At 28.2% G+C, this 12,963-nt stretch carries 11 protein-coding genes; 1 reads left to right on the forward strand and 10 read right to left on the reverse strand.

Annotated elements, in window-relative coordinates; all coding sequences use genetic code 11:
• Nucleotides 1-152 precede the first annotated feature (152 nt).
• Both BUA19_RS02705 and BUA19_RS02710 read right to left on the reverse strand, forming a co-directional pair.
• The gene (locus BUA19_RS02705; protein ID WP_072723360.1) at nt 153-1,067 is read right to left on the reverse strand and encodes a Gx transporter family protein; all 915 of its coding nucleotides are present in this window, start codon (nt 1,065-1,067) and stop codon (nt 153-155) included.
• Between the two features lie 117 nt (nt 1,068-1,184).
• Nucleotides 1,185-2,225, reverse strand: a complete 1,041-nt coding sequence (locus BUA19_RS02710) for a PTS sugar transporter subunit IIC (RefSeq protein ID WP_072723362.1) — start codon at nt 2,223-2,225, stop codon at nt 1,185-1,187.
• Between the two features lie 254 nt (nt 2,226-2,479).
• Between BUA19_RS02710 and BUA19_RS02715 the strand changes: the two genes are divergently transcribed.
• Nucleotides 2,480-3,013 (forward strand): helix-turn-helix domain-containing protein, encoded by a 534-nt coding sequence (locus tag BUA19_RS02715; RefSeq protein ID WP_072723364.1) that lies wholly within the window; start codon nt 2,480-2,482, stop codon nt 3,011-3,013.
• Nucleotides 3,014-3,051: 38 nt separating this feature from the next.
• Here BUA19_RS02715 and ptsG read toward each other — a convergent pair whose 3' ends face one another.
• From ptsG to BUA19_RS02755, 8 genes are all read right to left on the reverse strand, one after another.
• Entirely contained in the window at nt 3,052-5,064 is a 2,013-nt protein-coding gene (gene ptsG, locus BUA19_RS02720; RefSeq protein WP_072723366.1) for a glucose-specific PTS transporter subunit IIBC, read from the reverse strand.
• Between the two features lie 418 nt (nt 5,065-5,482).
• Nucleotides 5,483-6,436 (reverse strand): carbohydrate kinase family protein, encoded by a 954-nt coding sequence (locus BUA19_RS02725; protein WP_072723368.1) that lies wholly within the window; start codon nt 6,434-6,436, stop codon nt 5,483-5,485.
• 142 nt (nt 6,437-6,578) lie between these two features.
• Nucleotides 6,579-6,860, reverse strand: a complete 282-nt coding sequence (locus BUA19_RS02730) for an STAS domain-containing protein (protein ID WP_072723370.1) — start codon at nt 6,858-6,860, stop codon at nt 6,579-6,581.
• An 11-nt stretch (nt 6,861-6,871) separates the two neighbouring features.
• Complete coding sequence (locus BUA19_RS02735; RefSeq protein ID WP_072723371.1) at nt 6,872-8,863, reverse strand: methyl-accepting chemotaxis protein; 1,992 nt, start codon at nt 8,861-8,863, stop codon at nt 6,872-6,874.
• A 31-nt stretch (nt 8,864-8,894) separates the two neighbouring features.
• Nucleotides 8,895-9,281 (reverse strand): ATP-binding protein, encoded by a 387-nt coding sequence (locus BUA19_RS02740; protein WP_072723373.1) that lies wholly within the window; start codon nt 9,279-9,281, stop codon nt 8,895-8,897.
• A 12-nt stretch (nt 9,282-9,293) separates the two neighbouring features.
• A complete protein-coding gene (locus BUA19_RS02745) occupies nt 9,294-10,706 on the reverse strand; it encodes a SpoIIE family protein phosphatase (RefSeq protein ID WP_072723375.1) in 1,413 nt (470 codons plus the stop codon).
• A gap of 66 nt (nt 10,707-10,772) precedes the next feature.
• Nucleotides 10,773-12,224, reverse strand: coding sequence for a HAMP domain-containing sensor histidine kinase (locus BUA19_RS02750; protein ID WP_072723377.1), 1,452 nt, complete (start codon nt 12,222-12,224; stop codon nt 10,773-10,775).
• Entirely contained in the window at nt 12,221-12,898 is a 678-nt protein-coding gene (locus BUA19_RS02755; protein WP_072723379.1) for a response regulator transcription factor, read from the reverse strand. The genes BUA19_RS02750 and BUA19_RS02755 overlap by 4 nt, the downstream gene beginning before the upstream one ends.
• Between the last annotated feature and the right edge of the window lie 65 nt (nt 12,899-12,963).

Here is a 12,963-nt window from a genome sequence, read left to right on the forward strand (position 1 = left end):
GATAAGAAATTTACCAAGCTACCCCCATAGTTCCTATGGTTCTTTTTATTTATTATAACATATGTATTTAACTTTGTCGACTTAACTCACGACTAAAATCACGAATGTGCAGTCAACTTTCTATTCAAAATACAGTATAAATATACATTCATTTAATATGATACATTATCTACTTCTTCATTTTCTCCTAAAATCTTCACATACATTTTATGAGGTAAACAAGCTATAATTTCTCCCTCTTTATCTATAAATCCTGTTTTTATACATATTTTATCATGACAATCTGCATCTATTATTTCTACTCCTCCATCATGAATATAAACATAATTATATCCAAACTTAGTAGTAATTTTTATTTTTTCTTCATAACTTTTATCTTGAATTAAAACTTTTTTATATGTTTTTCCTTGTACAACTATCTCAACCCACTTCTCAGACATATCATCTTTATTTTTAATATTAAATATAATTCCTAAATTTACAATAATAAGAATTATTATCAAAATAACATCTAATTTCTTCAAATTATATAATTTAAACTCAACACCTTTTACATTTAAAGAATTTTGAATATTTTTATTTTTCATCAAAAAACCACAAACCAATCCCACAAATAATCCAGTTGGTATAGAAGATAATAATAATACAGGTAAATATATAAATATCCCAATATTTTGTATTATAATAGAAGCCATTATAAGTTGTCCTATATTGTGAAATATAGAACCTATTATACTTATCCCTATTAAACCATAATTAATTTTATTTAACTTTAATATAATACCCATCACCACTAAACTCAAAATCCCACCAGCTATACTATATAAAAAAGCTGATAACCCTCCAAAAAACATCGAAGCCAATATTATCCTTATAACCAACACTACAAAAGTATCTTTAAATCCTATAAAAATCAAAGATATCAAAGTTATTATATTAGAAAGTCCTAATTTTGCTCCAGGAGCTATAGCTGTAAAAGGATTAGGCATATACATCTCTACTATGTATAAAATTAAACTTTGTGCTACCAATATTGACATAAATATTAGCTTTCTTGTCTTTTCCATAAATACACCCCTATTTATATTTTCTATAACTATTATACTAAAAAATAATTATATATAAATGAATATTAATTTAACAAAAAAGGACAACACAATTTGTGTTGTCCCTAAAATCACTTATTACGCAACAATTTCTTCTTTACTAGATGTTCCTCTTATCTCTTCAACTGTTCTAATTTTATAATTTTTAAATATTATTGACCCTAAAAATCCTGCAGACATTCCCGCAAGTGCACAAAGTAACGCTGCTATAGTAACAGTTTTAGGATCATTAAATCCATACATAACCATTAATCCTGCTATTGGAGTTGCTGTTCCTGTTGCATTATTTATTAATCCAAATTGAGATACTATAATCCCAGCTAATCCTCCACCTATAAAATTAGTTACATAAACAGGAATTGGATTTGCAGAAATTATATCTGCTTGAGTTAATGGCTCAATTGCAACTGCTATAGTTGTACTTCTATCACCAAATTTCATTCTATCAAAGAACACATAATTCATAAACGAAGATCCCATAACCGAAAGTGCCCCTATAGCCATTGGAAGTCCTTTAAGTCCAAGCATAGCAGTTAATGCCATTGAACTTAACGGTGCAGTAGCAACCACTGTAATAACTCCACCTAAAATAAATCCCATTATTATCGGGTTGCTATTTGCAGCTGAAGTTATTATACCACCTATATTTAATAATGTAGCATCTACTACAGGAGTAGCAACATTACCTATCAATCTAGCAAGCGGTGCAACAAACACTATACATGTAATTAAATCTAATCCCGCTGGCACTTTCTTTTCTATTTTTGGCACTATAAAAGAAAGTAAATATCCTGCAACAAAACCTGGCAATATACCAAATCCTGCACAAGCACAACCTATTAATACAGCATAAACCGGACTAACTCCTAAAGCCAATGGTACTAAAGTAGCCGCAGCTGCTCCACCCATACCTCCTGAAGCAAGTCCTGTATCTTTTAACAGTTTTATATGCAACATATCTCCACCAACATAACTTTGAAAAGCTTCTACAAGAAAACTCGCTACAGCTGCATCAGCCAAAGCTCCCATAGCTTTCATTCCCTTTGGAGCTTTTAAACTAAATAATGAAAAAAGCGATAAACAAAATAATAACAAAATTGTTCCTTTAATTAGTTCCATTAAATTTAACCTCCTTAATAATAAAAAAATGTCGACAATTTTATGTATTTTTTAAGCATACAAAACACAATTCTTAGTATATCAAAAAATTTTATAATGTCTATACTTTTTTTCATTTTTTTATTATTTTTTTCACAATTTCGAAACAATCTGGGTTAAATAATTTAGTTACATATAGATATTACTAATTAATTTGTGGTATAATTTACTTATCTAAACAACTTATAAAACAACAAATAGTAAAGGAGAGTGCAATGGAGTTAGGAGAGAAAATTAAATATTTTAGAAAGAAAAAAGGATTAACTATAAAAGAATTATCTGAACTTACAAACTTATCTATAGGGTTTATAAGTAACTTAGAAAGAAATTTAAACAGCCCTTCCGTAAGTAATTTACAACTTATATGTGAAGTTCTTGGAATAAATTTAATGGAAATTTTACAATCTACTAGCGAAAAAGATTTCATAATTCGCAAAAATGAAAGAAAAGAAATATTTACTACAGAAGATAAAAAAATAAAATTCGAAATGCTAACTAATGGCAATAAAGAATTAAACGGTATTTCTATATCAATTGAAGGCAATAGTAAATACAGCGACATTTCTTGGGGACATAATTATGATGAACTTGGAATTGTTGTAAAAGGGTCTCTTGAAATACAGATAAATAATGAAACATATTTACTAAAAGAAGGAGATAGCATATATGTAAGTAAATTTACACCTCATAGATATAGAAATCCTTCTAATGAAATCAATATTACTTATTGGTTTTCTGTAAAAGAATAATAAAAAGTCTACTGCATATGCAGTAGACTTTTTTCAATTTATTTTATAGTAACTATATTTTTGTCCCCAGCTTTAACTTCTTTACCAACTTTCACTGAAACACTTTGACCTTCAGCTAAATTAGTAAATACTATAGGAGTTATTGTAGAAGCAGCCTTTTCTTTAACAACTTTTAAATCAACTTTAAGTACAGGCTGTCCTGCTTTTACTTTATCTCCTTCTTTAACTAAAGCTTCAAATCCCTCACCTTGTAAGTTAACTGTATCTATACCAAAGTGCACTAAAACTTCTTGACCGTTATCAGCAGTAAATCCTATAGCGTGTTTTGTTGGGAAGAATGTAGTTATTACTCCATCAACAGGAGATACTACCTCTCCATTTACTGGTTCTATAGCAAATCCATCACCCATTATTTTTTGAGAAAACACTTGATCTGGTACGTCTTTTATATCTAAAATTTTACCATTTAATGGTGATACAAAATCCAATTTATCACTAGTTACCACTGCTTCACTTTTTTCTTCATCTGCAACAACTGGAGTTTTTCCTGACATAATATCTTTTATTTGGCTCTTTAATGTATCAGATTTTGGTCCAAATATAGCTTGTAAGTTATTACCCACTTCAAGAACTCCAGATGCTCCTAAAGCTTTTAATTCGTCTTTATCAACTTTCTTTATATCATTAACTGTTATTCTAAGTCTTGTTATACATGCATCTAACTTACTTATATTTTCTTTTCCACCTAAAGCTTTTAATATTCCATAAGCAAGTTCTGTTCCCGATGTACTTTTAGCTTTTACTTCTTCTCCTTCTTCTTCTCTACCAGGAGTTTTTAAATTAAATGTTCTAATAGCAAATCTAAATCCAATATAATAAATTACTGCAAAACCTAATCCCACTAATATTACTAACCACCAAGCTGTTCTGTTTGGAAGCACACCATATAGTAAGAAATCTATAACTCCACCAGAGAATGTCATACCTATCTTAACACCTAATATGTGCATTAACATAAATGATAATCCCGCAAATAAACAGTGTACTGCGTATAAAACTGGTGCTACGAATAAGAAAGTAAATTCTATTGGTTCTGTAATACCTGTTAAGAAAGATGTAAGTGCTGCTGAAGCCATTATACCTCCAACTAAAGCTTTCTTTTCAGGTTTAGCTTCGTGATACATAGCAAGTGCTGCTGCTGGAAGTCCAAACATCATAAATGGGAATTTACCAGTCATAAACGTACCCGCTGTTAATTCCACACCATCTTTTATTTGAGCAAAGAAAATTCTTTGATCTCCTCTGACAATTTCTCCTGCTTTATTTACATATTCTCCAAATTCAAACCAGAATGGCGAATAGAATATATGATGAAGTCCAAATGGTATTAACGATCTTTCAATTACTCCAAATACAAAAGCCGCCAATGTCCTATTTGCATCTATCATACTATATGAGAACCAGTTTAATCCATGTTGAACTGGAGGCCATATGAATAACATTAAAAGACCTAATACTAAAGATGATACTGCAGTTACAATAGGAACAAATCTTTTTCCTGCAAAGAATCCTAAATAAGGAGGAAGTTCCATATTGTAATATTTTTTGTACATAATCGCTGCTAAAACCCCAACAATAAGACCACCAAATACTCCTGTTTGAAGAGTTGAAATACCTAAAACATTTGCATAAGCTGGATTTGCTCCAACCATATCAGGTTTTATTCCTCCAGCTGTTCCCATAGTAACATTCATTACTAAGAAACCTATAACAGCTGCAATACCTGCAACTCCTTCTCCATCAGCAAGTCCCACTGCAACCCCTATTGCAAATAATAATGCAAGGTTTGCAAATACAATTCCACCTGATTGTTCCATAACTTTAGCGACACTTTGAATCCAACCTGCTCCTAAAAATGGTAACTTAGCTAAAGTAGCTTCATTTTGCATTGCATTACCAAAAGCAAGAAGCAATCCTGCCGCAGGTAATATTGCAACTGGAAGCATTAACGCTTTACCAATTTGTTGCAAAACACCAAATAATTTTTTCATATACTTTTCTCCTTTCTTATAATAATTTTTTCGTCAAAACACTGATAATAATTCCTTTTAGTGGTTATGATTCTTATAAAAAATAAAAAGGCACAAGCAAAGTCTTTGGTATACATAGTATTCCTTCATATGAACTAAATAATTCATATAAAAACATATCCTCAACGTATACCCAAAACTTTTGCTCATGCCTGATCGAATCAGTAACACACAAAATAAATTTTGAGTTATTAAATTTTATTAATACTTTTTACATTTATAATATTATCATAATTCAAAATTGTTTGCAACCGTTTTCTTTAATTTTTTTTAACAAATTAATGTCGAATTTAATTATATATTGCCATAAAAAGGAATAAAACTATATATAATATATAATTACTTGTATATAATTTTATTCCTTTTTTAAACTGTATTTTTAATATTTAATTTCTATCCAATCAGTAGATTTAATGGTATTTTCAACCAATTCATAACTCATATCTGGATGTATTGTTTCCTCATGAGATATTGTAATAATAGACATTCCAATAGCAAATTTAACAATTTCTTCTATAGAAAGGTTATTCATATAACCATATCCAAGTCCTGCAACAAATGAATCTCCAGCACCTGTCACATTCTTAACTACTACATTATTTGCTTTAATTTTGCCCGACTTTAATTCATTACAATAATAAATTCCCTCTTCATCTAAACTTATAAATACATTTTCTATACCTAATGATAGAAAGTAATCACCAGCTCTTTTTAAATCTCTATCATCTTTTATTTTAAATCCAACTAACACTTCTGCTTCATGTCTGTTTGGCTTTATTGTGTGAAAGTATTTTATTAGATGTCTTATATTTTCAGCTTTATTAGCAGAAATAGGATCTAATATGAATTTTGTTTTTCCTTTAAATTTTGTCAATATGTACTCCAAAATTTCAGGATTATCTGCATCTAAACATGTAAATTCAGAATTTTCTATAATATCTGCTTTTGAATCAATAAATTCAAAATTCATTTCATCAATGCTTTTCATGTCAGCTATAGCAGACACCATTTCACCATTTTCATCTAAAATAGCCATATATGTTGGAGTTCCTCCATTTTTTAAAATTAACGATTCACTCATATCATATCCAATTATTTTAGAATGCTCAAGCATACTTCTTCCTTTTGAATCATCCCCTAAAATAGAAATAAATTTTGTATTTACACCTACTCGTGCCATATTTTCTGCAATATTTCTGCATACTCCTCCAAACGATATTTTTATATTACCTGGTGTAGAATCAAATGGCTTATAATTACAACTACTAAATCCTATTATATCAACAAGCGAAGCTCCAAAAACTAAAATATAAGGTTCACTTTTAACACTCATTTTCATCTCTCCTTTTAATAGTCAACCATAATATTTTATCATATTTTGAGTTTTTTTGTAGTATTATATAAAATATAATCGAAAAAATAATAAGCAAATTAAAAGACTCAACAAGTCGCACTGACTTATGAGCCCTTTAAAATTATACATCAATTTCAAATACTTTATCTAATCTTGTTAATTCAAAGACCTTCATAACGTTCGGATTCATTGAATGAAGTGTTAACCTTCCATTTACCTCCTTACACTTTTTATATATTCCTACTAATACTCCAAGTCCCGTACTATCTATAAATGTACAATTTCTAAAATTAAGTGTAAAATTTTTTTTCCCTTCATTCATTAAATCATTTACTCTTTGTCTAAATTCACTAGCTTCTTCTACCGCAAAGTTCTCAGGTATTAAAATACTTACTTCGCTCATTCACAATCACCTCAAATTTTAAATTTTCTCACAAGATCATTTAAATTGTTTGCCATGGCACTAGTTTCTTCTGAAGTAGCAGCTAAGTTTTGAATTACCGAAGATAATTCCTCTGTTGCTGTAGCAACCTCTTGACTGTTTAATGCTGTAGTTTCAGTATTAGTTGCCACCGAATCAATAAGAGTTATTATTTGATCAGAACTTGCAACTTCATCTTTCGTAACATCTACTATTTCCTCAATATCTTTTACTATTTGTTCAACTGCATCTATAATACTTACAAATGCTTTATCCGTATCACTGGCCACGACAACTCCATTATCTACTACTTTCTTACAAATATTCATTGACTGCACAGCTTTATCTATTTGAATTACCATTTCATTTACTAATAACGATATTTCATTTGCTTCTACATTTGTTTGTTCTGAAAGCTTTCTAACTTCATCTGCTACAACTGCAAATCCTCTTCCATGCTCTCCAGCTCTTGCAGCTTCAATAGTAGCATTTAATGCCAATAAACTTGTTTGATCTGAAATATTATTAATTGTACTGACAATTCCACTGACCTTTTTAGAAAGTTCATCTAATGATTTTAATATATTCTCCGTTTCCGTTGAAACATTATTAATATTTTTAATAGCTTCAACAGTTTCCTTAACTTTAATTCTTCCTTCATGAGCAACATTTACAGTATGATCAGAATTATTTTTTGCTGTACTTGCTTTACTTTGAGCTATTTGAATTAAGCTTGAAAGTTGAACTAAAACTTCAGATGTTTTAACTATTGAATTATTTTGATTATCTGTATTAGCTGCAACTTCTTGTATATTATTAGATATTTCTTCAGTTGATGCACTTATTTCTTCAGTTGATGCAGATAATTCCTCAGAAGATGCTGCTAATTCTTTTGAACCTTGTCTTACATGTTTTATTATATTCGACTGATGTTCAATCATATTATTAAAATATTCACCTAATGTTTGTATTTCATCTCTCGTATTTATATTTGATCTAACTGTTAAATCACCATTACCTGCTTTAGTCATTAATGATTCTAATTCTTTTATTGGATTTATTATATTTTTATTAGTGAGTAAATATGCTAAAATTATAGAAATAAAAAGAGATATTACAACAATCATTATTGTATTATTTTTTATTTTTATTGCTGAAGCCATATATTCATCATAATTAGCAGTTACTGCTACAACCCAATTATTCACAGGAGCAAAAACTACAAACTTATACACTCCTTCATATGTATAATATCCTTCTCCAGTTTCACCTGATTTCATTTTATCAACTATTTTTTTCAACTCAACATTATCTGTATTTCCTAAATTCTCATTCAATATTTTTTCTTTTTTAGGATGATAAACAAACAAACCATTTCTATCAATCATATAAGCATATCCATGTTTACCAACCTTTATTTCTGCAACATGCTTTGAAATAACATCAAAATTAATACTTGCACATATTGTACCTACAACTTTATTATCAAACATTAAAGGATAAGCAATTGCTATTACAGGTTTATTACTAACTTTAGATAAAATAACTTCACTTTGAGCAGGCGAACCTCCTAATGCTTTTTTTATGTACAATCTATCACTTAAATCAATATCAAAATTTTCATATTTACTACTTATAACACCTTTTCCAGAAGCATCTGTAATAAACAACATGTCGATTTTATCTTTATTTTCATCCTGTAGTTTTGATAAATACTCATAAACTTCATAACTCCCTCCACTATATGCTGCTTTAACAAAATCTTCATTATAACTTAAAAGTTTAACATACATATTTACTGAATTTATACTCTCTTGTATAGACTCTGCTGTTTGTACTGCAAGTTTTCTTAATTCTTGTTCAGTTACATGCTGCATTGTACGCGAAGTCATAAAACTAGAAGTAAACCCTAAAATAATAAGCGGAATCGATATGAATATTAAAAACATAAAAATTAATTTGATCTTTAAACTTATTTTCTTCATTTTATCCTCCTTCCAAAGCTAGAATTATTGATTATATAACTTTTAAATATTTTTGAATAATTAAAGTACTATTTTTAAATTCAATTTTATCAGCAATGCAATTTATGATGAACAGCCCTCTTCCACAATCATTTAATAAATTTTCACTTGATATCTCATCTGGAATAACTACCTTTTCAAATCCTCTCCCACAATCCTCTATTTCAAATTCTATACTCATTCCATTGTAATTATATCTCAAATATATAGGCTTGTCCTCACTACTACTATTACCGTGTTTAAAAGCATTCGTCAAAGCTTCAGTAAGCATTAATTTAATATCAAAAGAATAATCAAAAGCATTTAAATCTTCAATAATTTTATTAATAATTTCCTTATGTTTATCTAGTCCATATAAAACAAACTCTTTTCTCTTCATATCAAACCCACCTTATTTTATTTCTAATGCAAGCAATGTACAATCATCCTTTATTCCATTTACATCAGTTAACATATTATCTAAATGAGCTTTTATGTAATTTTTCAATTCATCGATTGTCAATTTTTTAATATAATTTTTTTTAGTTTTATCATCAAATATAAAATCTAAACCATCTGTATAAAAATAAAATTTATCTCCTGATTTAAAATTAATTATTTGTTCATCAAATTTGCTATCTTCAAACATACCCAAAAATGGTCCTTTTACAATCTTTTCTTCAATTTCATCGTTTTTATTTACATATACAAACTGATTAATACCAGCTCCTATCATATGTGCTTTATTTTTATTGAAATCAAAACTAAAACAACAAGCTGCTACATACCTTTCCCCTAAATAATCAACTACCTTTTTATTTAAATTATTAACTATATCATATAAATCACTACTAACCAATACAGCTTCATGAAACAAAACATTAAATGCAGATATATTCAAAGCAGCAGTAACTCCTTTTCCACTCACATCCCCTATTATTCCAATTATTAAATTTTCATCAACTTTACAAGTATAAAAAAAATCTCCACTAACCGTTTTTGCTGGTACATACAAAGTTCTCATATTAGCCTTATCAGGAAGTGAAAACGGTTTTTTCAAAAGCTGCTTTTGCATTTTAGCAGCTGAATATAACTCCCTTTTCCTTTCTGTAATATCTCTCATTATGGATAGAATTGCTGATTTTCCATTATATACCAAATAACTTGAAGATACCTCAACATCAATTACTTTATTATCATCAAGAACAACCTTATAATCAAATACAGCTTTTTCTGTTTTATTTTTTAATATCTGATTAATCCTTTTATTAAGAATTTTTGCAAAATCAGGAGCATATTTATATATACTTTTACCAACAAGATTATTGACGTATTTTAATGCTTCTTTATTAGCCAAAACAATTTCTCCATCTACTGTAATAATAATAGCATCTGGAGAAATATCTACAATTTTACGATATCTTTCTTCACTTTCTTTGAGTACATTTTCTAAAATCTTTTTATCAGTTATATCTCTTAATTGTTCAACAACAAATACCACTTCTCCTAAATCATTTAATACTGGATTATAACTGCATTCAATATACTTGTTAATTTCAGGAATATACTTTTCTACTCTTATTATCCGTTTAGTTTCTATCGCTTTTTCACAAAGACAGTTAGGACATTTTTGATTCCTATTAAACATTTCATAGCATTTTTTTCCTTTAACTTCATCGTATCTTTTTTTAAAAAAATCATAACCAGCCTTATTGTAAAACATAATTGTATTATCAGTATTATAAACCCCTATAATATCCGATACCCCTTCTAAAATTTTAGAATATCTAAGCACTTCTTCTTCATGTATTACTTCACTTTCCATACTCCGTCACTCCTATACTATTTAAACAATTAAATAATATCATATTTGTATATTTTCGTGAATAAATTAAAAACAAATATCTTCATCCATTTTATCCATATCAAACCAAAATATTACTCCACCTTCTACATTATCTACTCCAAAATTATTATTGTGAAGCTCCAAAATCCCTCTAACAATAGACAATCCTAAACCAGACCCTCCATAATTTCTTGTTCTAGCTTTATCTACCTTATAAAAACTTGTCCATATTTTATCTAATGAGCTTTCTGGTATATGTTCACCCGAATTAAAAACAGATACACGAACTTTTTGACCTTCACTCTTTATACTTATATCTATAATTTTTTTATTATCCACATGATCAATTGCATTGTTAATAAAATTTACCAATACTTGCTCTATTCTAATAATATCGCCATTTACAAGTATATTTTCATCATTTTCTATTCTCAAATTAATCTCTTTTTCTTCAAAAATATTTTTATACTTATTAATAACTTGATTTACAAGATCACATATATTAAAATTAGTTTTTTCTAATTGAAAATACCCAGATTCAATTTGCGATAAATTCAATAAATCTTTTACCAATTTGTCCATTTTTTTAACTTCATCTACAATCACTTCACAATAAAAATTTTTACTTTCTTCATCTTCTATTACATTTTCAATCAATCCTTCTGCATATCCTTGAATTAATGCTATAGGTGTTTTTAACTCATGTGAAACACTAGAAACAAATTCCTTCCTCATTTCTTCTAATTTTCTTTCTTTTTCTATATCTTTTATCAATTTTTCATTTTTTTTATTAAGTTCTAAAATAGCATTGTCTAATTGATCTGAAAGATAATTTATATTCTTTCCAAGTTCTCCAATTTCATCTTCTTCTATAATACTACACTTTTTAGTAAAATCAAAATTCGCCATGGCTTGTGTAATTCTATTCAGCTCTAATATAGGTTTTGTAAACTTTTTCGAAAACAATAAAGCCCAAATACTTCCCATTAAAACAAATAAAATGCCAGTAAAAAACATAAACTTATTAGCAATAGCTACACTTTCCTCTATAGCAGCCAAAGGTACTCTTAAAATCAACACATCTCCTTCTTTTAATAAAGTTTGAAGAACCAAAAAATCTATCTTTAATCTTGGATCATTTCGAATTACAAAAACAAATTTACCATCTACTTCTCCTTTATTTTTCAATTTAGAATTTAAAAACATATTCATATGTTTTCTTTTATTAAAATAAGGATATTTTATACCTTTTTCATTTAAAATAATTATATTTGCCCCCATAGTATTCTCTAATATCTGAAGCTGTGTATATATATCTTCAAAATTTCCTTTGTATAAACTATCTATTAATTTACTATTTTCAATCAACATATTTTTCTTCTTATAAATATAATACTTTTCAAGAAATTGATAATTTAAAAACCATGAAAAAAACACAAAAAACACAATAATAAAACTAATTCCTCTAAAAAGCCTTACTCTTATAGATTTTTTCATTTTTTCACCTCAAATCTATACCCAACACCCCTTACCGTCTTAATCAACTTACTTTTTTTCCCTAATTTTATTCTCAAACGATTAATATGAGTATCTACTGTTCTCAATTCTCCAAAATAATCATATCCCCAAACTTTATTCAAAATTTGTTCTCTTTCCAATGCCTTACCATTATTCTCTACCATATATATCAAAAGTTCATATTCTTTAGGACTTAAATCTATAGGATTTCCTTCAACATAAACAATATGAGCATCATAATCTATTTCTAACCCATCAAAATATTTAATTTTATCTTTTCTACTTTCAACTCTTCTCAACAAAGCATTCACTCTAGCTACTAATATCTTAGGACTAAATGGCTTTGTTACATACTCATCTGCTCCCATTTCAAAACCAAATAATTCATCAAATTCCTCACTTCTCGCTGTCAACATAATAATTGGAACATTAGATGTTTTTCTTATTTCTCTACAAACTGTCCATCCATCATACTCTGGCATCATAACATCTAATATAACTAAATCAATTCCATCTTCTCTATTAAAAATATCCAATGCAACTCTTCCATTTTCAGCTTCTATAATAATATACCCTTCTTTTTTCAAAAAATCTCCAACTAACTTTCTCATTCGAAGCTCATCATCAGCAATTAGTACTTTTTTAGTAGACATAACTTAATCTCCCTTCATCATTTTTCATCTATTATAACAATCACACTAATATTTAGTCTATTTAA

The sequence above is a fragment of the Tepidibacter thalassicus DSM 15285 genome, assembly GCF_900129915.1.
Classification (GTDB): Bacteria; Bacillota; Clostridia; order Peptostreptococcales; family Peptostreptococcaceae; genus Tepidibacter; species Tepidibacter thalassicus.